The sequence below is a fragment of the Streptomyces sp. NPDC058239 genome (assembly GCF_042882185.1).
GTDB lineage: Bacteria > Actinomycetota > Actinomycetes > Streptomycetales > Streptomycetaceae > Streptomyces.
Genome location: NZ_JBHVWS010000069.1, coordinates 23919 through 44594, shown reverse-complemented (window position 1 = coordinate 44594; position 20676 = coordinate 23919). Strand labels below are relative to the sequence as shown.

Sequence of the window (20676 nt, the reverse complement as noted above, 5' to 3'; positions counted from 1 at the left end):
GCCTGGGTTACGCCTCGGGCGTGCGCGGCATCGCGCTGGACTTCGGCGTCAACCTCTGACGCAAGAGCCCATCACGCAGAAGCCCCCGGCCGTCGCGGCCGGGGGCTTCTGCGTGCTCACCGACCGGGCTTGAGTCAGGGCCGTTATGCCTGAGCGCTCCGCGAACCATCACAGATGACCGCACAGCGAACACCGGGCAGGCCGAGCAGGAACGGCGGCCCGGCCGGCCACTGGTCGAAGACGGCCGGCCGACTCGATGCCCACTGCTCGTCAGGGCCGGCCCCGCGGCCCTTCACACGCCGCACACATGCTCCTTGCCAAAGCTGTGCGCGGCATTTCGGCACGCGGAGTTCCGGGCCGCCGCCACCACCGGACTCCGCCGAATAGCGAACACAAGCGCATCCCATTCGGACAAGAAGTGGTCAAAAAAATGTGAGGCATTTGTTAGTACACCGTCAATGTCGGTCATTCGGTGGCACGCTCTCGGCTCGTAACCCCCCACGGAACGAGCAACGGAGAACGCATGACCCCCCACATGAACACCCGTCGCGCCGCAGCCCTGGCCGCCGTGGCCGCGATGGTCGTCGTCGGCGTCCAGACCGGTGCCGCAAACGCCGCGCCGGACAACGGCAATGACGGTCCCTCCGCCTCTCGCAGCGCCGCCCCCTTCGGCGCGAACAACGCCTCGCAGCGCACCGCCGCCATCAAGTCGGCGCAGTCCGACGCCTCTTCGACCGCCGACTCCCTCGGGCTCGGCGGCCAGGAGAAGCTGATCGCCCGTGATGTGATCAAGGACGCCGACGGCACCGTCCACACCCGCTACGAGCGAACCTACGCCGGCCTCCCGGTCATCGGCGGCGACCTCGTCACCCACACCGCCCGCAGCGGAAAGCTCAAGAGCGTCACCAAGGCGACCGGGGCCCGGATATCCGTGCCCTCGACGACGGCGAAGATCAAGACCGCGGCGAGTGGCCGCAAGGTGATCTGGGCGGGCGGCGGAAAGCCCGTCCTCGCCTTCGAGACGGTGAAGACCGGGGTGCAGAAGGACGGCACGCCGAGCAGGCTGCACATCATCACCGACGCGACCACCGGCAAGAAGCTCCAGAGCTACGAGGCGATCGAGACCGGCGTCGGCAACAGCCAGTACAGCGGCCAGGTCGACCTGACGACCACCGCGGCCGGCTCCGGTTTCGAGCTGACCGACGGCGACCGCGGCGGTCACAAGACGTACGACCTCAACCAGGGCGAGAGCGGCACCGGTGACCTCGTCACGGACGACGACGACACCTGGGGCGACGGCACCGGCAACGACCGCCAGACCGCCGCCGTCGACGCCGCCTACGGTGCTGCGAAGACCTGGGACTTCTACAAGTCGGCGTTCGGCCGCGACGGCATCGCCGGTGACGGCAAGGCCGCGTACTCGCGGGTCCACTACGGCGACGGGTACGTCAACGCGTTCTGGGACGACAGCTGCTTCTGCATGACGTACGGCGACGGCGCCGACAACAAGAGCGCCCTCACCGCTCTCGACGTCGCGGGTCACGAGATGAGCCACGGCCTGACCGCGTCCACCGCCAACCTCGACTACGTAGGGGAGTCCGGCGGCCTGAACGAGGCGACCAGCGACATCCTCGGCACCTCGGTGGAGTTCGCCGCCGACAACAGCACGGACGTCGGCGACTACCTCATCGGCGAGAAGATCGACATCAACGGCGACGGCACCCCGCTGCGCTACATGGACAAGCCGAGCAAGGACGGCGGCTCCGCGGACTACTGGGACAGCAGCGTCGGCGACCTCGACGTGCACTACTCGTCCGGTGTCGCCAACCACTTCTTCTACCTGCTGTCCGAGGGCAGCGGCGCGAAGACGATCAACGGCGTCGACTACGACTCCCCGACCATCGACGGCTCGACGGTCACCGGCATCGGCCGGGACAAGGCCGTCCAGATCTGGTACAAGGCCCTCTCCGAGTACATGACGTCGACCACCGACTACGCGGCCGCCCGCACGGCGACCGAGAAGGCGGCGACCGACCTGTACGGGGCGGACAGCGCCGAGCTCGCGGCAGTCGACGCCGCCTGGAGCGGCGTCAATGTGAAGTAGTCCCACTGCTGTACGCGGGAGCCGGTCAGCCCTTCGAGGCGGGCCGGCTCCTGCCGTACAGCCAGGTGTTCCACAGTTCCGTCAGATCCTGACCGGTCGTCTTCTCCACATAGGCGGTGAAGTCGGCGGTCGACGCGTTGCCGTGCCGGTGGGCCTGCGTCCAGCCCCTGACGAGCGCGAAGAAACGCTCGTCGTCGCCCACAGCCTGCCGGATCTTGTGGATGACCATCGCCCCGCGCCCGTACACCGGCGCCTGCGAGATGTCCGCGGCGGTCGGCGGATCGGCGGGCGGAAAGGCCCAGTTGTTGTCGTCGTCGAAGGCGGCGTCGAACCGCTTCTGGACCGGGTTTCCCTCCTGGTCGTCCTCCCACAGCCACTCCGCGTACGTCGCGAAGCCCTCGTTGAGCCACATGTCCCGCCAGCTCTTGGGCGTGACGGAGTCACCGAACCACTGGTGGGCCATCTCGTGGACGAGCAGTCCGGCGTCCGGCGGCCCCGGGAAGAACGGCCGGTTCTGTGTCTCCAGCGCATATCCGGTGTCCCCGGGACGCTCGACGATCGCGCCCGTGGCGGAGAAGGGATACGGGCCGAAACGTTCCGCCTCCCATTTCACGATCTCGGGAACCCGGGCGAGAATCCGCGCGCTGTCCGCCGCCACCTTCGTGTTCGCGGCGGTGAACACCTTGATGCCGTCCGGGGTGGTCGACGTCTTCATGTCGAAGCGTCCGATGGTGACCGTCGCGAGATAGCTCGCCATCGGTTCGGCGGTGTGCCAGTGATACGTGGCGGTGGTGCCCGAGGTGCTGCGGGATGTCAGCTCGCCGTTGGAGACGGCCGTCAGGCCCTTGGGAACGGTCACGGTGATGTCGTACGACGCCTTGTCGCTCGGGTGGTTGTTGCCGGGGAACCAGGCCATGGAACCGGTCGGCTCACCGAGCGCGACCGATCCGTCCGCGGTCCTCAGCCAGCCCTCCTTCGACTTGTCGGGGTCGGTGAGGGTCTGCGGGGAGCCGGAATAGCGGACGACCGTACGGAACGTCCTGCCCTTGTGGAGCCGGCTCTCGATCTCGGCGTCGGGGCGCAGCGTCAGCTCGTGCCCCGCCCGGTTGACTGCGGCAGGGCGGCCCTCGACGGTCGCGGATCGCACGGTGAGCCCGGCGAGGTCGAGGTTGAAGGCGCTGAGGTCCTGGGTGGCGCGCGCGGTGATCGTGGCGGTGCCGCGCAGATGGCGGGCGGCCGGGTCGACGTCGAGGGCGAGGTCGTAGTGCGTGACGTCGTAGCCGCCGTTGCCGAGCTTGGGGAAGTACGGGTCGCGCAGACCGGCGGCGCCGGGGGTGCCTTCGACACCGCCGGTGCCACCGGTGCACGCTGTGGACGTCGCCAGAATCAGCAGGGCGACGGCGGCGCGTGCCGTGCTGCGTACAGACGTTCGCTGATCCACACAAGTGATCCTAGGCGCGAAATGTCTGAATGCGCTTGCGCGGGCACGGCGGGGAGATTACTTCGCGAGGGCGGCGACGCCGGCCTTCGCGAACTTCTCGTCGAGGTCGCCGCTCGGGGCCCCGGCCACTCCGATGCCCGCCACCGGGGCGCCCTTGACCTGCACCGGAGCGCCGCCCGCGAGGAACAGGGTGCCGGGGATGTCCTTGAGGTTCGGGGCCTGCTCCAGGCGCTTGGCCAGCTCGGAGGTGGGAGCGTTCCAGGAGACGGCGGTGTACGCCTTCTTCACGGCCGACTCGTACGCCTGCGGTCCCGCGCCGTCACCGCGCAGCGTCACGACGGTGTTGCCGTTGCGGTCGACGACGGCGACGGAGACGCGCTGGTTCTCGTTCTTCGCGGCGTCGAGCGCGGCCTGCGCGGCCTTGGTGGCGGCGGCCACGGTCAGGTGGGTGGTCTGCTGGAGGTTCCGGTTCGCGGTGTCGGCGTCGACCGCGGCGGCGGGTGCGGCAGCCGGGGTGGAGGCGTTGGCGGACATGGCACCGAAGGTTCCGGCGCCGAGGGCGGCGGCGGCAACGGCACCGGTCAGGACGCGAGTGCGCAGCGACAGCTTCTTCATGGTGGGCTCCTTCAGCAGCGGGGGGTCGGCGGATGAGCTTGTTCGGCTCTGTCATCGATCCTCCGGCCGCGTCCGGCGCCGTACCGTCGACGAACAGGCTCGACGCCGCGAGCGGTACGGCCGACGGCCCCATCGGCCGATCGGTTGATGCGGGGGTGGTCATCCGGGGTGACCATGGATGTATCTGTGCAGGTCAGCAGCGCCGATGGCGATGGTGAGGAGCGAGGGGTACGAGGTGGAACACCGAACCCGACCGGCGCCCGGCACGGTCACGGGGCGGACCGGCGGCCCCGTGACAGGACGGACCGGCACCTTCGACGAAAGCAAGAACGACGCAACCGGGACCGGCGACCCGGATGCCCGATGGCTCACGCTCCTGATGCACGCCGCGTTCTTCCTGCTGCTCGGCGCCTCGCTCGCCCGCTTCCTGCTGCGGCACCCGGGCGAGGCCCGCACCCCGTGGATCATCGCGCTCTCCGTCGCCCTGGCCGTGCTGTACGTGCTCGGGCCGGTGCTCGGTTCGCGTCCGACGCCGCGCAGCGTGGTGTGGCTGGGGGTGCTGGTCGCCGTATGGATGGTGCTGGTCGTCCTCGCGCCGAGCTTCGCGTGGTGCGCGGTCCCGCTGTTCTACACCGGGCTGCGGATCCTTCCGCCACGCGCCGCAATCGCGCTCGTCGCCCTGCTCACCGTGTTCGTCGTCGCCGCGCAGCTGCGGCTGGCCGACGGCTTCGACCCGAACCTGGTGCTCGCCCCGCCCGCGGTGGCGGCGGTCGCGACGGCGGTCTTCGTCCATATGCAGCGCCAGGCCGTGCGTCAGCGCGAACTGTCCGAGCGGCAGGGCGAACTGATCGACGACCTGCTGCGCACCCGCCGTGAACTGGCCGCCACCGAGCGCCGCGAAGGAACCCTCGCCGAACGCCAGCGGCTCTCGATGGAGATCCACGACACTCTCGCGCAGGGCCTGTCCAGCCAGCAGATGCTGCTCCAGGCCGCCGACCGCACGTGGGACGCCGACCCGGCGACAGCCCGCCGCCATGTCCGTACGGCAACGGGCATCGCGGAACGCAATCTGGCCGAGGCCCGCCGCTTCGTCCACGACCTGGCCCCGGCCGATCTCGCGGAGGGCGGCGGCCTGGAGGCGGCCCTGCACGCACTGGCCGCACGCGAGACGGCGCAGGCGCAGGGGCGGCTCACCGTCCGCTGCCATGTGGAGGGAGAGCAGCACACCGCGCTGCCCGACCGGGTGCAGTCGGCGCTCCTGCGCATCGCGCAGGGCGCACTGGCCAATGTGAGGGAACACGCACATGCGACGGAGGCGGCGCTGACGCTGACCCATCTCGACGACCGGATCGTCCTGGACATCGCCGACAACGGGCGGGGCTTCGCACCCGCCGAGCGCACCGGACCCAACGGCGGCGTACGCGGCCACGGGCTGCCCGCGATGCGCGCCAGGCTGCACCAGCTCGGCGGCACGCTGACGATCGAGTCGGCACCGGGCGAGGGTACGGTCCTGTCCGCCGCCGTCCCCCTCACGCCCGCACCCGCACCGACAACCGCCCCGGAGGCCCCCGCATGACCGCGCCTACCGTACGCATCCTGCTCTGCGACGACCACGCCGTAGTACGCGCAGGGCTGCTCGCCCTCCTCGGCAGCGAACCGGACATCGAGGTCGTCGGCGAGGCCGGCAGCGGCGAGGAGGCCGTCGCCCTGGCAGCCAAGCTCACCCCGGACGTCGTCCTGATGGACCTCCAGCTCGGCGAGGGCATCGACGGCGTCGAGGCCACCCGCCGCATCGCCGCCACCGGCGTCCATGTACTGGTCCTCACCACGTACGACACGGACGCCGACATCACCCGCGCCATCGAGGCGGGCGCCACCGGCTACCTGCTGAAGGCCGAACGCCCGGAGGAGCTCTTCGCCGCGATCCGCTCGGCCGCCCTGGGCCGCACCACGCTCTCCCCGCCCGTGGCCAGCCGCGTCATGGCCCGGATGCGCAAGCCCGGGCCCACCCTCACCGACCGCGAACTCGACATCCTGGCCCAGCTCTCCCAGGGCCTGGGCAACCGGGACATCGCCCGCGCCCTGTTCATCAGCGAGGCCACGGTCAAGACCCACCTGGGCCGCATCTACGACAAACTCGGCGTCGACACCCGCGCGGGCGCCGTAGCCGTGGCGAAGGAGCAGCGGCTGCTGCCCTAGATCCTTCGGACTCGTGGGGCCCTGCGGCGCAGGGCCCCACCCGATCGTGTCGGCCCCCGTCACCGGGCATGACACCATCGAACCGTGCTCGACATCGGCTACTCCCTCTCCCGACGCTTCCCCGATCCCCCGCAGACCGACTACCGCCGCGCGGATGTCCATGCCCTGCGGCACGATCTGTTCTCCGGGGACGTCTACCTCGCGGACACCAAGGCGGACCGCGAAGTGTCCACAGCCTGGGGATGGGTGCCGGTGCTCGACTTCGCGTGGGCGCTGTGCGACATCGTCGAGCAGATCGACCAGGACCCGCGCGGCAACCGCTCGCACCGGCGGCAGTTCGCCGAGCTGGACTTCACCGAGTCGTCCGACCGGATGCTCTTCGAGCGCCGCTTCGGCTGGGTCGACGTCGAGGCCGACTGGATGCCCGGCGACGAACCCCCGCTCACCTTCAGCCACTCGCTGCTGCGCCGTGAGGCCCGCGACTTCCTGCACGACCTGATCGCCGACCTCGCCGACATGCACGAAGGGCTCGCCGACAACCCCGTGATCTGGGACCTCCAGGCCCGCTTCCCCCGTATCTGACCCGGCCCCGGCGGGCTACGCCTCCACCCGCACCCCGATCTGCGCCGCGAACGCCGGAGCCAGCTCCATCAGCTGTGCCGGGCTGATCACCGCACCCGCCAGCCGCTCCACCCCGCGGGCGATGTCCAGCTCCGCGACCGTCCGCAGATCCACCGACTCCATCCGTACGGAACTGAAGTCGGCCCGCTTCAGCACACAGTCGCGGAACTCCACCCGCACCAGCTGCGCATCCCCGAAATCCGGCTCGGACAGCACACAGCCCTCGAACACCACGTCCTTCAGCCGCGCCTTCCGCAGATTCAGGTAGTCGATCTTTCCGCCGCGTACCAGCACCCGCTCCAGCACCGCACCGTGCAACTGCACCCCGCCCAGTCGTGCGTCCACCACCTCCACGTCGCGCAGCGACGCCCCCGCCAGATCGGTGCCCACACCTCGTACGCCCGTCAGCACCGAGTCGATGAAACGGGCCCTGACCAGCTCCGTACGGTCCAGTGCGCAGCCGTCCAGCGCACAGTCCATGAAACGGGCCCCCGGACCCGACTCGTCCGCGAGATCCGTCCCGTCGAACCGCACACCGTCGTAGTCCCCGTCCGGCTCCAGTCCTGCCCCGTCGTACGGAACGAGCGACGGCAGCCGCACCTCCGGCCGCCGTGCCGCTGCGATCGTGTCCGTCTTCCTGCTGCTGCGCGCCATGCCCCCATCGTGACCCACCCCACTGACAACGCCCCCTCGCCGATGTCACAAACGGGGTGCCGCGAACCGTCCCGTACACAGCAGCGCCCCTTCAGCGAAGGAGACCGGGACCATGCAGCGCATCCACATCATCGGCGGCGGCCTCGCCGGGTTCACCGCAGCGATCACCGCCGCCGAGTCCGGCGCCCTGGTGACCGTCCACGAGGCCCACCACACCCTCGGCGGACGGGCCAGGACCGCCGAAGGCCCGTACCGCACCAACGAAGGACCCCACGCCCTCTACCGCCGCGGACCGCACTGGACCTGGCTCGACCGGCGCAACCTCCTGGGCCCCGTCGCCACCATCCCTCTCCTCGAAGGCGCCCGGCTCCGCTTCCGCCTCGACGGCACCCTGCGCCGTACCCCGCCCCTCGCCCTCCTCCGCCTCACCCGCCGCCGCGCGGAACAGGCCCCCGTCGACACCGACTTCCGCACCTGGGCCACCGGACAGGTCGGCGAGGCGGGCGCCCGCGTGGCCGCGCACTACGCAGCCGTCGCGCTCTACCACCACGACCCCGGGGCGCTCTCCGCCGCGTTCGTCCAGGAACGGCTGCGCCGCGCCGCCGCGCTGCCGCCCGAGGCCCGCTACCCCGTCGGCGGCTGGGCACAGGTCATCGACCGGATGGCGGCACGCGCCTGGAACCTCAGCGTCCGGATCGAGACGGCGGCGCGCGTGGACGCCGACACCCTCGACACCCTGACCCGACAGGGCCCGGTGATCGTCGCCACCTCCCTCGACGCGGCCCGCACCCTGCTCCGCGACCCCTCACTGACCTGGGACAGCGGCAGGACCGCACTCATCGACCTGGCCCTGCGCACCCGGCGCGGCGACGCCTTTGCCGTGTCCGACCTCGACGCCCCCGGCTGGATCGAACGCTTCAGCGCCCAGGACCGCACCCTCGCGCCCGCCGGACAGCAGCTCGTCCAGGGGCAGTTCCCCCTCGCTCCCGGCGAGTCCAGGGCCATCGGCATCGCCCGCGCCGAGGAGCTGCTCGACCTCGGCTGCCCGAACTGGCGCGAGCGCACCGTATGGCGGCGCGAGGCCCTCGCCTCCGGCCGCACCGGCGCGGTCGACCGGCCCGGCACCACCTGGCGCGACCGGCCCGCCATCGACCACGGCAACGGCATCTACCTCGCGGGCGACCAGGTCGCCGCGCCCGGACTGCTCAGCGAGGTGTCGTTCAACAGCGGCATGGAGGCGGCGCTGCTCGCCCTCAAGGCTTCCGAGAGCCGTGCCACCGCTCGCACCTCCACGACAGGACTTGACCTCAAGCGGGCTTGAGGTCGGAGAGTGGCTGCACAGGGCCACGGGCCCCACAAGCCCACAGGCCCACAGCGACCGACACCAACGGGGAGTCCACCGTGCACGCCATCCGCCTCCACACCTTCGGCCCGGCCGAGAACCTCACCTACGAGCGGACCGACGACCCCGTACCCGGCCCCGGCCAGGTCCGTATCGCCGTCGCCGCAGCGGGCGTGCACCTTCTCGACACGGCCCTGCGCGAAGGCATGACCGGCCCGTTCCCGGCCCCCGCCGAGCTGCCGACCATCCCGGGCCGCGAGGTCGCGGGCCGGGTCGAGTCGCTCGGCGAGGGCACCGACCCCGGCTGGCTCGGCAAGCGCGTCGTCGCGCACATCGGCATGGTCCCGGGCGGCTACGCCGAACTCACCGTCGTCGACGCCGAGAAGCTGCACACCGTCCCGGACGGCCTCGACGAAGCAGACGCCGTCGCCATGATCGGCACCGGCCGCACCGCCCTCGGCATCCTGCAGTTCACCGATCTCGGCCCCGGCTCGACCGTCATCGTCCCGGCAGCCGCGGGAGGCATCGGCACCCTGATCGTGCAGTACGCCAAGAACGCCGGGGCCACCGTCATCGGCCTCGCCGGCGGCCCCGCCAAGGTCGCCGCCGTCCGGGCGAACGGCGCCGACCTCGCCGTCGACTACACCCTCCCCGACTGGCCCCGGCAGGTCCGCACCCACCTCGACAAAATCGGCCGTCGCGCCACCGTCGTCTACGACTCCGTCGGGGGCACCACCGGCCGCGCCGCCGTCGATCTCCTCGGCAAGGGCGGGCAGCACATCGTGTTCGGCTGGTCCGGCGCCGGACTCCACGACGGGGCACCGCTCACCTTCACCGACAAGGAACTCGCCGAACGCGGCATCACCTCCGAGAGCGTGCTCGGCCCCGTCATGACGGCGAAGGCCGGCGGCCTGCGCGCCCTCGAAACGCGATCGCTCTCCGAGGCGGCCTCCGGCCGGCTCCGCCCCACTGTCCAGCGCTTCCCGCTCGCCGAGGCGGCCGCCGCCCACCGCGCCCTGGAGACCCGGGGCACGATGGGCAAGGTCGTCCTGATTCCGTAACCCGGCGAGGTCCTACTTTCCGCCGAGCTCTTCCCCGAGCTTCGACAACGCCCCGTCCGTCAGCCGGTACACCGTCCACTCGTCCTGCGGCCGCGCGCCCAGCGACTCGTAGAACGCGATGGACGGGGTGTTCCAGTTCAGCACCGACCACTCCAGGCGCTCGTAGCCGCGCTCCACACAGATCCGCGCCAGCTCCGTCAGCAACGCCTTCCCGTGCCCGCCGCCGCGCCGCTCCGGGCGTACGTACAGGTCCTCCAGGTAGATGCCGTGCACCCCGCGCCACGTGGAGAAGTTCAGGAACCACAGTGCGAAGCCGACGACCTCGCCGTCGTCGTCCGACTCGGCGATGTGCGCGTACGCGGCGGGCCGCTCGCCGAACAGTGCCTCGTGCAACTGCTCCTCGGTGGCGTTCGCCTCGTGCAGGGCCTTCTCGTAGTCGGCCAGCTCACGGACCATGGCATGGATGACGGGGACATCGGCAGGGGCAGCGGTACGAATCATGAGGGCAGCGTAAGCACGGGCTCGTCCCTCACCGACCCCGCCCCAGCAGCTGCCGTGCGATCTCGGCCTGATCCGGCTCCAGCCGCCGCTCCCCGTCCGTCACAGCCCACAGGCCGTTCTGCAGCAGCCGCCCCAGCGTCCAGGCCCGCGCCCGCTCCCGGTCGAGCCCCAGCACCTCCGTCATCAGATCGAACCGCCGGCGCACCGCCGCCGCGTCGAACCTGTTGACCAGCGCCGGGAGGAGCTCGAACCCCGGATCGCCGACCAGCGGCTTCGGGTCGATGGCCACCCACCGGCCCTCCCCGTCGGCCAGCACATTTCCGTAATGCAGGTCCCAGTGCAGCAACCGGTCCCCCGGCTCCCCCGCGACCTCCCGCACCGCCGCCGCGCAGTCCGCCAGCAGCCGCCGCTCCTCCCCGTCCGCCAGCGCCACCACCGCCCCGGGCGCCGCCGCCAGCATCCTGGCCGCCATGTCCCCCAGCCCCCGCAGCCCACAACCCGCCGGAGCGGGTACGGACGACAGCCGGGCCAGCAGCCCCGCCAGAATCCGCACCGCTTCCTGCCCGTCCGCCATCCCCGTCAACGAGCGGTGACCTTCCAGCCGCTCCAGCAACAGCGTCCCCGTCGCCGCGTCGTGATCCAGCAGTTCCACGGCCCCCGCGCCCGCCTCGCCCCACACCCGCAGCGCGACCGGCTCCCCCGCCGTCTCCTCGTCCACCGGCTGAAGCTTCAGCGCCGCCCGGCGGCCGTCCGCCACGCGCACCACCGGAAGCACCAGCGCGCACATCCCGTAGAACGCCTCGCCGTCCCGCCGGAGCCCCCACCGTTCCAGGAACTCGGCGGCCCGCCCCGGCAGCGCCGCGAGAAAGGCCCGCCCTGCCGCCCCGTCGCACTTGGACCGGTTGTCGATCAGCTCGTCCGGAATGTCGATCACGCGGACGATCGTAGAGCCGTGCATCAATCGGATATGACTCCGAGCAGCCCCGCCCCGCCCACCCGGCCGCGCACCACCGCCGGCTCGTGGATCCGCAGCGTCGGCTCATGGATTCGCAGCGCACCCGGCACCTACCTCTGGCTGACCGCGCTCTTCGTCACCGCAGTCATCGTCCACCAGATGTCACCGGACTTCGAAGAGGACTTCCTGCGTCAGCGCTCGACCAACATCCACGAACTCTCCCGGGACCCCGTACGCGTACTGATCGCCAGCGCCTTCTGGATCGACGGCGGCCACTGGGTTCCCTACGCCGTCCTCTACACCGTTTTCCACGCCCCCGCCGAACGCTGGCTCGGCACCCTGCGCTGGCTCGCCGTCGTCATCGCCGCCCATGTCCTCGCCACCCTCGTCAGCGAAGGCGTCCTGGCCTGGGCCATCGGGCACGGACACGTACCGCCGGCCGCCGCCAACACGCTCGATGTCGGGGTCAGTTACGCGCTCGCGGGCGTCGTCGCGGTCCTCACGTACCGCGTCCCGGCGCCCTGGCGGTACGTGTACCTCTTCGCCGTCCTCGTCTTCTACGGCATCCCGCTCATCACCGGCCGCACCTTCACCGACCTCGGCCACCTCACTTCGGTACTCATCGGCCTCGCCTGCTACCCACTGACCCGGTCCCGGCCGAAGACGAAAACCCCTCCGGCGCAGTAACGTCCCGCCCCAGAGAAAGCACGACCTCAGGCAAGGCTTCACACCGGACAAAGCAGGGGCAACATGAGCACCGTCAGCACCGTCAACGGCGGCATATCGTTCTGGTACGCGGACCAAGGAACCCCCACCCCCCGGGAACCCCTCCCCGGCGACGCAACCGCCGACATCTGCATCGTCGGCGGCGGATACACCGGACTGTGGACCGCCTACTACCTCAAGAAGGCCGTCCCCTTCCTCAACATCACCGTCCTCGAAGCCAAGTTCTGCGGCTACGGCGCCTCCGGGCGCAACGGCGGCTGGCTGTACAACGGCATCGCGGGCCGCGACCGCTACGCCAAGCTCCACGGCCACGAAGCCGCCGTCCGTCTCCAGCAGGCGATGAACGACACCGTCGACGAGGTCGTCCGCGTGGCCGCCGAGGAGAACATCGACGCCGACATCCACCAGGGCGGTGTTCTCGAAGTCGCCTACACCCCCGCCCAGCTGGCCCGGCTCAAGGACTTCCACTCCGTCGAGATCGCCTTCGGCGAGAAGGACCGCGTCCTGCGCGGCGCCCGCGAGACCGGCGAACGCGTCAACGTCACCGGAGCCGTCGGTTCCACCTGGACCCCGCACGGCGCCCGCCTGCACCCGGTCAAACTCGTCAAGGGCCTCGCCGCGACAGTCGAGGCGCTCGGCGTCACCATCCACGAGTCGACGCCCGTCACCGAGATCAAGCCCAAGCACGCCCACACCCCGTACGGCACCGTCCGCGCCCCGTACATCCTGCGCTGCACCGAGGGCTTCACCGCAAACCTCAAGGGCCAGCGGCGCACCTGGCTCCCCATGAACTCCTCGATGATCGCCACCGAGCCGCTCCCCCGGTCCGTGTGGGACACCATCGGCTGGGACGGCCGCGAAACCCTCGGCGACATGGCCCACACCTACATGTACGCCCAGCGCACCGCGGACGACCGCATCGCGCTCGGCGGCCGCGGCGTCCCCTACCGCTACGGCTCCGCCACCGACAACGACGGCCGCACCCAGCCCGCCACCATCGAGGCCCTTCGCGACATCCTGGTCCGCTTCTTCCCCACCACGGCGGGCGTCCGCATCGACCACGCCTGGTCCGGCGTCCTCGGCGTCCCCCGCGACTGGTGCGCCACCGTCACTCTCGACCGCTCCACCGGGCTGGGCTGGGCCGGCGGCTACGTCGGCTCCGGCGTCGCCACCACCAACCTCGCCGCCCGCACCCTGCGCGACCTGATCCAGCAGGACTCCGGTCAGTCCGGCCCCACGGAACTGACCGCGCTGCCCTGGGTCGACCACCGGGTCCGCCGCTGGGAACCGGAACCCTTCCGCTGGCTCGGCGTCCACGGCATGTACGCCGCCTACCGCGCCGCCGACCGCCGCGAACTCACCTCGCTCCGCCCCGGCACGGACCCCATCGCGAGGGCTGCGGACCGGCTGTCCGGACGGCACTGACCGGAAAGACGGACGGGCACCCGCCACCGGGTGGTGGCGGGTGCCCGTGGTCCGTTCGGTCACCTGTGTGGAGGTCGTGTCACTTCGAGTGGCAGGGATTCTTGCCGTGGCACGGCTTGGGCTTGGGTTTCGGCTTGCAGTGCTTGTCGTGGCACGGCTTGGGCTTCGGCTTCGGCTTCGGCTTGCAGTGCTTGTCGTGGCACGACTTCTTCTCGACGGCGATGCGGGCCTGGTCCTGGTTCGACCGGACGGTGCCGTTCTCGGCCGCGGCCACCGCGAGGTTGGTGACCGTGCCGCGCTTGGCATCGGCGTCGGTGACCCGGTAGGTGCCGGTGCAGGTGGTGCTGTCGCCGGACTGCCCGGCCGGGGCGAGGGCGGTCACCCCGCAGGTCACACCGGTCACCCGGTCGTCGGTGACCCCGACCCCCGTCAGCTCCCGGGGACCGGTGTTGGTGACGGTGTACGTGTACGTCACCTTCTCGCCCACCCGGTAGCGGCGTGAGTCGTCCACCGTCTTCGTCAGCCGCAGTCCCGGCTCGCCCTCCTCGGCCTCGGCCCGCAGGGCGACGTCGTCGGGTTCCGACACCACCTGTGTGGAGCCGGACTGCCCGTGCGCGGCGGCCACGTTGACGACCGTCCCCCGAGCGGCATCCGCCGGCGTACGCATCCGAATTACGGCCGTCGGCAACGGACCGAGCGACCGCACGGCCGAACCGGGAACCGGAATGTCCGGCGGCTCACCCGCGCCCGACCTCAATCGGGCCCCGGCCGACCGATGCCCCGCTGCGCACCGATCATCCCGAGACCGTCGACCGCGGCCGGGGACAGCATCGAGTCCTCCAGGCCGGACAGGGGCATCCAGGTCACCGCGCTCGTGGAGTCATCGGCCTTGGTGACCGTCAGCGGGCCGGGCTTGAGTTCGACGATGTAGAAGAGCCCCACCAGGTTCCAGCTGATCCCGAGCCGGGTGGCCGTATACGCCCGCGCGTCCACCAGGCGGGCGTCGAGGAGTTCGAGGCCGGTCTCCTCGTACAACTCGCGTGCCAGCGTCTCCCGTGGCTGCTCGCCCGGATCGATTCCCCCGCCGGGCAGGTGCCACAGCCCGGGCTCGAAGACCGGTGAGGCATCGGAGAGCTGGGTCAACAGCAGTTGGTCCTGCATGGTGGCAATGGCATACGCCGATACGCGCGAACGCACGCGACTGCTCACTGTGCCCCTCCGAATGTCAGGCTCTGCGGCCCAGGCCGCCTCGCGCGGGGAAATCTATCGACCGTGCGCCGAGAGGAAGCGGGCGGGTTCTCCAGGGAGACGAAGGTGAACCACCCGTCGTGGAGGGCGCGTTGATCCGTCTGCGAGCCGGTGGCCACCTGCCGGTCCGGTCGGCGCACCGGCAACGGAAGAAGGCCGGCGCCCTCCCGGGGCACCGGCCTTCTGCACGAGGTCAGGCGATGAGTTCGGGCTCCTCGGTCCGGGCTGCGGCGGGCTCGGGCTTGGTGTCGCGCATGACCAGGGTAGCCAGGAGGGCCGCGGCGAGGACGCCGATCGCGCTGATGGTGAAGGTGGTCGACATCGAGGCGGTGAAGGCTTCCCGGGCGGCGTGGACCAGTCCGGTGTCGCCGTTGGCGGCGGCCAGTGCGTCGGCGATCGACTGCTTGGCCTGCTCGGGTGCGTCGGCGGGCATCTCGCTGCGGAAGCCGCTCGTCAGGAGCGAGCCGAGGATCGCGATGCCGAGCGCGGTGCCGGCCTGCTGGATGGTGTCGTTCAGGGCCGAGCCGACGCCGGCCTTCTCCGCCGGAATGGTGCCCATCAGCGCGCCGACCGCGGCCGGCATCGCGAGGCCGGCGCCGAGGCCGAGCAGTCCGAGTGCGACCGCCGGGACAGTGAAGCCGGAGTCTGCCGAGACGGTGGTCAACAGTGCGAAGGAGGAGGCCATGACGAGCATCCCGCCCAGCACGAGGAAGCGATTGCCGATCTTCGCGGCGAGCCCGGCGCCGGCGGCGTTGCCGATCAGCGCGGCGACGGCCAGCGGCACGAACGCGAGGCCCGCCTTGACCGGCGAATAGCCGAGCACGAACTGCAGGTACTGGGTGAGCACCAGCAGCAGGCCGCCGTTGCCTATCTGCACGAGGGTCAGCGAGAGCGAACCGCCGCTGAAGTTGCGGTGCTTGAACAGGACCAGCGGCACCATCGGCGCGGAGGTGACGTTCTCCCAGACCACGAACCCGGCGAGGGCGACGACCGCGACGACCAGGGTGATCGCCGAGCGGCCGCCGAAGGCGCCGTGCTGCGGGAGCTCGATGATCCACCAGATCAGGGCGGTCATACCGACCGCGGACAGCACCGCTCCGATCGGGTCGGGCTTCTGCCACGGCCCCTTCGACTCCGGCATGAGGACGAGGGCCGCCAGGACGGCCAGCACGACGACCGGGACATTGATGAAGAAGATCGAGTGCCAGGAGAAGTGGTCGATCAGCACGCCGCCGAGCACCGGGCTGCCGACCAGGCCGAGCATCGACACGGAGCTCCACGCCGCCATCGCCCTGGGGCGTTCCTCCTCGTCGAAGACGGTGATGAGGATCGACAGCGTCGAGGGCATGATCAGCGCCCCGCCCACGCCCATCGTGACCCGCGCCGCGATCACCTCGCCGGGGTTCGTGCAGAAGGTCGCGGCCAGCGACGCCGCCCCGAAGAGCAACAGGCCGATGATCATGATCTTCCGGCGGCCGAAGCGGTCACCGAGGCTGCCGGAGGTGAGCAGGAGCCCGGCGAAGACCAGGATGTAGGAGTCGAGGATCCACTGGATGTCCTGGGCGCCCGCGCCGATGTCCTCGGTCATCGACGGCACCGCGACGGTCAGCGCCATGCTGTCGACCACCAGGACCAGCGTGCTGAGGCACAGCACGATGAGGATCCACCAGCGGCGCGGATTTCGGGTTTCCATGGGATTTCCTCTCGGCCTGCGCACGACGTTCCTTCGTTGCGAACACTGTACGCATGTGAGTACGGCGTTCGCAAGAACCAATTCCTGTACGCTGGATGCGAACGCTGTACGCCTTGAAGGAGGATCATGGCCGCCAAGACGAACCCGATCCCGTCCGTGTGGGCCCGGCAGCAGCCCGCGCCCGACCAGCCCGCACTCAGCCGGGCCGCGATCGTCCGCGAGGCGATCGCCATGCTGGACGCCGAAGGCATCGAGGCGCTGAGCATGCGCAAGCTCGGCGCCCGCCTGAACGCCGGCGCGACCTCCCTCTACCGGCACGTCGCGACCAAGGACGAGCTGATGGAACTCGCGGTGGACGAGGTCGCCGCCGAGATCGTCGTCCCATCCCCGGACGTCGTCCGGGGAGACCCCGAGGCCGGCAGCCCCGACTGGCGCGCCGCCGCCACCGAGGCCGCCCGGTCCTTCCGGGCGACCGCCCTGCGCCACCCGTGGCTGTCCTCGGTCCTCGGCCAGGCGGGCCTCGCCTACCTCGGCCCCAACCTCATGTCCTTCTCCGAGCGACTGGCCGCCCTGTTCACGGCCGCCGGCTTTCCCGAGCCGAGCCGCGCGATCGACACCGTCCTGTCCTACGTCATCGGCATGAGCACCACGGAGGCGGCCTGGCTCACCACGGTCGCCCGCTCCGGCGAGACCGAGGCCGCCTTCATCGCCCGCCTCATGCCCGCCGCCCAGCAGGCCGCGGCCGGCCACGACCACCTCGCCGACTCCTACGCCGAAACCACAGCCGTCGACCCCGTGGAGATCCGCGAAACCAAGTTCGCCTACGGCCTGGAGGTCGTCCTCGACGGCCTGTCGATGCGGCTCCCGCGCTAGCCGCTCCGACCGGACGGGGGCAGGAGACGGCAGTTGCCTCGTAGCGGACCGCGAGTCTGCCGTATCCCGTTGCTACGGCGCGGTGTCCTTCGAGCCGGTTGATGCCGCGCCCGAACCGGAGTCACCGCTTTGACCGGCGGTGATCACGATCGGCATGGGCTTTCGGCGGTTTCGATACACGCACTGCTCAGCACGGCACATCACCACCGCACCGCCACAGAGTGCCCCGGTCCGCGTAGACGTTGGCGCGGGGAGAGAACGCGTGGCCGATCCACTCCTGTCCGTCGCCTGCGGCAATGTACGCCTCCGCCTGATAGGCCAGCGGAGCGTCCTGGCGTGCCGTCTCGCAGCGGGCCGGATCGGTGGTGAATGTGGCGCCCGGTTCAACGGTGCTGTGCGTAATGGCGGGCCCGGGTTCACAGGTGTGAGCCACTCCTGCCCAGGAGCCATTCACCTTGACCGTGACTTTCACGGCGGAAGCTGTGGGGTTGTCGACCTTGAGGGCGAAAGCGACCTTGTCGCGCTGGACCCTCGCGCAGGCGCGCAGTTGCACACCGGACGGACCGGCTTTGGGCGGAGAACAGCGGCTGTCTCCCCCCAACGCGTCACTGGACGGGGTGGGTGTTCCTGCGGGCGGCGCCGCCGAGCCGGAGGAAGACCCGGTCTGATCGTCTTGCCCGGTTGACCCGGACCATCCCTTCCCGGCGATCACCAGGACGGCCAGCAGGCCGACGGCCACAGTGATGGCGGCAGGCCGCTTCCACGAGCTGGGGGCGGCAGAGACAGCAGGGTCTGCGGGCTCCGGCTGGACAGGCTGCTCCGGAGCCCTGAGCGCGTTGACCACCGCGCTACGCCATTGATGGCCCTTGATCTTGTACAGCTGGGCCTTGTGGGACTCGATCCGTTTGGCGATCCCCATCAGTCGCCGGCGCTGGGACGCCGCGTCGACCGGGAAGGTCGCCACGATCCAGGTGGTGTCCTGGATGGTCGGTACACGGCCGGATCTCTTGTTCTCGCCGAGCAGCTGATTGCGGCCGAGCAGCCAGTGCCCAAGGAGAGGATTGTCGATCTTCGGGTCCGCGTCCCGTAGCCGGGCGACCAGTCCCGAACGGGAGAGTCCAGACCCCTCCAGCACCTCTTGCAGGCACTCGCTCCACTCGTCCAGGGCCTGGACGAGGGCGTACGCCAATTCCTCGAAGGACTCCCCCGGTTCCCCCACCACTGCTTCTCCTCCCGCCCAAAGCTTGCACTGCGCCAGTGAAACAGCAGGTCAAAGCTTGTGCACCTTGCACTGCAAGCGCCTGCCGGACGAAGGATCTGGAGCGGGCTTCCAGCATTCAGGAGAGTGGATTGCGGCGGACGGGACCGAGCTGATCCGCCGTCAATCCACCTACCCAGGAACGGAGTCCTGCCATGGACCGATCGACGACCCGAAAGCATCGCACACTCCTGACCCTCCTCGCGGCCGTGTTGTCGGCGAGCGCCGTACCGATGATCGTCCCGGGCACGGCCGAGGCCGCCGCCGTGGGCGGCCGGGTGTGCCTCGTCCTGGCACCCAACTCCGTGGACCTCGACGGCCGCGGGCCGGCTGCGCCGGTCGGGCACATCGGCTGGGCCTTCCGCAACGGCACCGGCAGCACCTGGACCTACGGGGCCACCGAGGGCGACACCGGCCGGCCCAAGTCGACCTTCATCACGACCGGCTCCTGGAGCAGGATGCTCCACAACTTCAAGACCAGGCACACCGGCAAGCAGCGCTACGTGAAGTACCGGTGCCTCAACACACCCTCCGCCAACGTGGCCAAGGCGCAACGGGCGGCCCGCACCAGCGCGAGCAACGGCTACAACCTGGCCCGGAACAACTGCCTGACCAAGAGCGTGGACATCTTCCACGCCTACAGCCCCTGGCTGAACAACTCGCGGCACCTGCCCGACCCGAAGCCCTACGGCATCTCCCTCACCCCCAACCACTACTACAACAACCTGCTGCCCAGGGCCGGGTGGAGCGGCACCGTCAACCTGTGACCCCACCCCGGCCGGCCAGAGACATCCGACCGCCGACAAGGCAACGAAAAGAGGACTCACCATGTGGAACAAGTGCCAGCGCTGCAAGGGCGATGGAAAGTGCACCACCTGTGACGGATCCGGCTTCCGCGGCGTGTGGAAGTGCGACAGCTGCCGAGGCAGCGGCGACTGCAAGGCGTGTGACGGCCGCGGCTGACCCCGGCCCGGACTTCGCAGGTCACGGGCGTGTGACGGCCGTGGCTGACTCCCCCGGGCGCTGACGCCGCCCCCGACCGAGGGCTTCCGCCGGATGAACCCGGCGGAAGCCCCACCCCCTGCTCACAAGCTTGGTAGCGGTTCGACCGCCGGCCCATGCCGACCGGATCCACATCCGGCCCCACCACTTCAAGACCGAAGGAGAACGATCCTCATGAATGAGGCACCTCGCGCGGAGACCGCGCAGAGCAACCTCCCTGGCCGGCAGCCGGAATTCGGCTTCTCGCACATGCCGCCCCAGCCGGGTTGCCCTCCGCGGCCTCAGATGTCGCCCGGCTTCGGGCACATGCAGCAGCCGGGGTACGCCGGCGGCTCCCCGGACATGCCGCAGCGGGTCAAGGCGGCTCGCATCGTCCTGTTCCTGCTGGCGGGCTTCCTGATCATTCTGGGCCTGGCTGCGCTCGCTCAGGCCGAGGCAGCGCAGAGCGCTCTCGATCCTTACAGCGGGTCTTCGGGGTTCATGGCCCCCGCTGTCCACGAGGCGGAGCAGGAGGCGGCTGCACAAATGGTGGTCGCGCAGTCCGGGATGCTCTGGAATGCCATCTACGCCGCTTTCGCGCTCGTCCTCGCCGCACAATTCGGCAAGGGCGGCAACGCCCTGCGCATCGGCACGATCGTCTACGGTGCCTGGCTCTGCGTGGTCGGCACCTTCACTCTCGGCCTCACTGCCGGCACCGCACCCGCCACCATGGTCATGGCAGCCCTCGTAGAGCTGGCCGCCGGTGTTCTGCTGATCGTCCTCATGGTTCAGAAGGACGGCGTGACCTGGTTCGGCCGCCCACGCCACTGACCGCAGCGGGGACGCGAGACCGAACCGCGTCAAGCCTTTGTCCTTCCATGCCCCCACCGATGCACGACTGAGGGGTTTACCTCAGTCGGAGCGGCGCCGGCAGGTCGTCCGCCACGGCCGCGCCGGCTCCGGCATGGTGCGCGTGGGA

The 20676-nt window shown here is 70.5% G+C and carries 20 protein-coding genes; 11 read left to right on the top strand and 9 right to left on the bottom strand.

Features of this window, described 5'->3' with window-relative positions; genetic code table 11:
* Positions 1-523 precede the first annotated feature (523 nt).
* Positions 524-2104: a M4 family metallopeptidase gene (locus tag ACFVYE_RS41545; protein ID WP_383969948.1), complete on the top strand. Its 1581-nt coding sequence runs from the start codon at positions 524-526 to the stop codon at positions 2102-2104.
* Positions 2105-2129: 25 nt separating this feature from the next.
* On the opposite strand, the gene ACFVYE_RS41540 is transcribed toward ACFVYE_RS41545, so the two are convergent.
* Complete coding sequence (locus ACFVYE_RS41540) at positions 2130-3545, bottom strand: M1 family metallopeptidase (protein WP_383969951.1); 1416 nt, start codon at positions 3543-3545, stop codon at positions 2130-2132.
* Between the two features lie 57 nt (positions 3546-3602).
* A complete protein-coding gene (locus tag ACFVYE_RS41535; protein WP_383969954.1) occupies positions 3603-4160 on the bottom strand; it encodes a heme-binding protein in 558 nt (185 codons plus the stop codon).
* Positions 4161-4371: 211 nt separating this feature from the next.
* Here ACFVYE_RS41535 and ACFVYE_RS41530 point away from each other — a divergent pair, with 211 nt between their 5' ends.
* From ACFVYE_RS41530 to ACFVYE_RS41520, 3 genes are all read left to right on the top strand, one after another.
* Entirely contained in the window at positions 4372-5736 is a 1365-nt protein-coding gene (locus tag ACFVYE_RS41530; RefSeq protein ID WP_383969987.1) for a sensor histidine kinase, read from the top strand.
* Positions 5733-6359, top strand: coding sequence for a response regulator (locus ACFVYE_RS41525; protein WP_389608680.1), 627 nt, complete (start codon positions 5733-5735; stop codon positions 6357-6359). Before ACFVYE_RS41530 ends, ACFVYE_RS41525 begins: the two co-directional genes overlap by 4 nt.
* Positions 6360-6443: 84 nt before the next feature.
* The gene (locus ACFVYE_RS41520) at positions 6444-6941 is read left to right on the top strand and encodes a hypothetical protein (protein ID WP_114245809.1); all 498 of its coding nucleotides are present in this window, start codon (positions 6444-6446) and stop codon (positions 6939-6941) included.
* A gap of 15 nt (positions 6942-6956) precedes the next feature.
* Here ACFVYE_RS41520 and ACFVYE_RS41515 read toward each other — a convergent pair whose 3' ends face one another.
* A complete protein-coding gene (locus ACFVYE_RS41515; protein ID WP_383969960.1) occupies positions 6957-7634 on the bottom strand; it encodes a pentapeptide repeat-containing protein in 678 nt (225 codons plus the stop codon).
* Between the two features lie 112 nt (positions 7635-7746).
* Between ACFVYE_RS41515 and ACFVYE_RS41510 the strand changes: the two genes are divergently transcribed.
* Both ACFVYE_RS41510 and ACFVYE_RS41505 read left to right on the top strand, forming a co-directional pair.
* Entirely contained in the window at positions 7747-8955 is a 1209-nt protein-coding gene (locus ACFVYE_RS41510) for an NAD(P)-binding protein (protein WP_383969963.1), read from the top strand.
* 80 nt (positions 8956-9035) lie between these two features.
* Positions 9036-10037 carry a zinc-binding dehydrogenase gene (locus ACFVYE_RS41505; RefSeq protein WP_383969966.1) on the top strand — a complete coding sequence of 334 codons (1002 nt, stop codon included), beginning with the start codon at positions 9036-9038 and terminating at the stop codon, positions 10035-10037.
* Between the two features lie 12 nt (positions 10038-10049).
* Here the strand turns inward: ACFVYE_RS41505 and ACFVYE_RS41500 are convergent, their stop codons facing one another.
* Together ACFVYE_RS41500 and ACFVYE_RS41495 are read right to left on the bottom strand one after the other, a co-directional pair.
* Positions 10050-10538 (bottom strand): GNAT family N-acetyltransferase, encoded by a 489-nt coding sequence (locus tag ACFVYE_RS41500; protein WP_383969970.1) that lies wholly within the window; start codon positions 10536-10538, stop codon positions 10050-10052.
* Positions 10539-10566: 28 nt separating this feature from the next.
* Positions 10567-11496, bottom strand: coding sequence for an aminoglycoside phosphotransferase family protein (locus tag ACFVYE_RS41495; protein ID WP_383969972.1), 930 nt, complete (start codon positions 11494-11496; stop codon positions 10567-10569).
* Positions 11497-11505: 9 nt separating this feature from the next.
* On the opposite strand from ACFVYE_RS41495, the gene ACFVYE_RS41490 reads away from it, so the two are divergent.
* Together ACFVYE_RS41490 and ACFVYE_RS41485 are read left to right on the top strand one after the other, a co-directional pair.
* Positions 11506-12180: a rhomboid-like protein gene (locus ACFVYE_RS41490; protein WP_383969975.1), complete on the top strand. Its 675-nt coding sequence runs from the start codon at positions 11506-11508 to the stop codon at positions 12178-12180.
* A 63-nt stretch (positions 12181-12243) separates the two neighbouring features.
* The gene (locus ACFVYE_RS41485) at positions 12244-13644 is read left to right on the top strand and encodes an NAD(P)/FAD-dependent oxidoreductase (protein ID WP_383969978.1); all 1401 of its coding nucleotides are present in this window, start codon (positions 12244-12246) and stop codon (positions 13642-13644) included.
* Between the two features lie 79 nt (positions 13645-13723).
* Here ACFVYE_RS41485 and ACFVYE_RS41480 read toward each other — a convergent pair whose 3' ends face one another.
* From ACFVYE_RS41480 to ACFVYE_RS41470, 3 genes are all read right to left on the bottom strand, one after another.
* On the bottom strand, positions 13724-14269 hold the full coding sequence (locus ACFVYE_RS41480) for a hypothetical protein (protein WP_389608679.1): 546 nt from the start codon (positions 14267-14269) through the stop codon (positions 13724-13726).
* Positions 14270-14397: 128 nt separating this feature from the next.
* Positions 14398-14841 (bottom strand): NUDIX hydrolase, encoded by a 444-nt coding sequence (locus tag ACFVYE_RS41475; protein WP_389608678.1) that lies wholly within the window; start codon positions 14839-14841, stop codon positions 14398-14400.
* A gap of 244 nt (positions 14842-15085) precedes the next feature.
* A complete protein-coding gene (locus ACFVYE_RS41470) occupies positions 15086-16585 on the bottom strand; it encodes an MFS transporter (protein ID WP_389608677.1) in 1500 nt (499 codons plus the stop codon).
* Positions 16586-16711: 126 nt separating this feature from the next.
* On the opposite strand from ACFVYE_RS41470, the gene ACFVYE_RS41465 reads away from it, so the two are divergent.
* A complete protein-coding gene (locus ACFVYE_RS41465; RefSeq protein WP_383979106.1) occupies positions 16712-17458 on the top strand; it encodes a TetR/AcrR family transcriptional regulator in 747 nt (248 codons plus the stop codon).
* Positions 17459-17645: 187 nt separating this feature from the next.
* On the opposite strand, the gene ACFVYE_RS41460 is transcribed toward ACFVYE_RS41465, so the two are convergent.
* Entirely contained in the window at positions 17646-18680 is a 1035-nt protein-coding gene (locus ACFVYE_RS41460) for a hypothetical protein (protein WP_389608676.1), read from the bottom strand.
* Positions 18681-18871: 191 nt separating this feature from the next.
* Here ACFVYE_RS41460 and ACFVYE_RS41455 point away from each other — a divergent pair, with 191 nt between their 5' ends.
* Together ACFVYE_RS41455 and ACFVYE_RS41450 are read left to right on the top strand one after the other, a co-directional pair.
* Entirely contained in the window at positions 18872-19483 is a 612-nt protein-coding gene (locus tag ACFVYE_RS41455) for a Tat pathway signal protein (RefSeq protein WP_383979101.1), read from the top strand.
* Positions 19484-19892: 409 nt separating this feature from the next.
* Positions 19893-20528, top strand: coding sequence for a hypothetical protein (locus ACFVYE_RS41450; protein ID WP_389608675.1), 636 nt, complete (start codon positions 19893-19895; stop codon positions 20526-20528).
* The last annotated feature ends 148 nt before the right edge of the window (positions 20529-20676 follow it).

Coding starts and splice junctions, on each gene's coding strand:
- ACFVYE_RS41465 (WP_383979106.1), top strand. CDS start 16,712: ATGGCCGCCAAGACGAACCCGATCCCGTCCGTGTGGGCCCGGCAGCAG.
- ACFVYE_RS41500 (WP_383969970.1), bottom strand. CDS start 10,538: ATGATTCGTACCGCTGCCCCTGCCGATGTCCCCGTCATCCATGCCATG.
- ACFVYE_RS41450 (WP_389608675.1), top strand. CDS start 19,893: ATGAATGAGGCACCTCGCGCGGAGACCGCGCAGAGCAACCTCCCTGGC.
- ACFVYE_RS41510 (WP_383969963.1), top strand. CDS start 7,747: ATGCAGCGCATCCACATCATCGGCGGCGGCCTCGCCGGGTTCACCGCA.
- ACFVYE_RS41530 (WP_383969987.1), top strand. CDS start 4,372: ATGGTGAGGAGCGAGGGGTACGAGGTGGAACACCGAACCCGACCGGCG.
- ACFVYE_RS41485 (WP_383969978.1), top strand. CDS start 12,244: ATGAGCACCGTCAGCACCGTCAACGGCGGCATATCGTTCTGGTACGCG.
- ACFVYE_RS41545 (WP_383969948.1), top strand. CDS start 524: ATGACCCCCCACATGAACACCCGTCGCGCCGCAGCCCTGGCCGCCGTG.
- ACFVYE_RS41525 (WP_389608680.1), top strand. CDS start 5,733: ATGACCGCGCCTACCGTACGCATCCTGCTCTGCGACGACCACGCCGTA.
- ACFVYE_RS41495 (WP_383969972.1), bottom strand. CDS start 11,496: ATGCACGGCTCTACGATCGTCCGCGTGATCGACATTCCGGACGAGCTG.
- ACFVYE_RS41535 (WP_383969954.1), bottom strand. CDS start 4,160: ATGAAGAAGCTGTCGCTGCGCACTCGCGTCCTGACCGGTGCCGTTGCC.
- ACFVYE_RS41490 (WP_383969975.1), top strand. CDS start 11,506: ATGACTCCGAGCAGCCCCGCCCCGCCCACCCGGCCGCGCACCACCGCC.
- ACFVYE_RS41470 (WP_389608677.1), bottom strand. CDS start 16,585: ATGGAAACCCGAAATCCGCGCCGCTGGTGGATCCTCATCGTGCTGTGC.
- ACFVYE_RS41455 (WP_383979101.1), top strand. CDS start 18,872: ATGGACCGATCGACGACCCGAAAGCATCGCACACTCCTGACCCTCCTC.
- ACFVYE_RS41515 (WP_383969960.1), bottom strand. CDS start 7,634: ATGGCGCGCAGCAGCAGGAAGACGGACACGATCGCAGCGGCACGGCGG.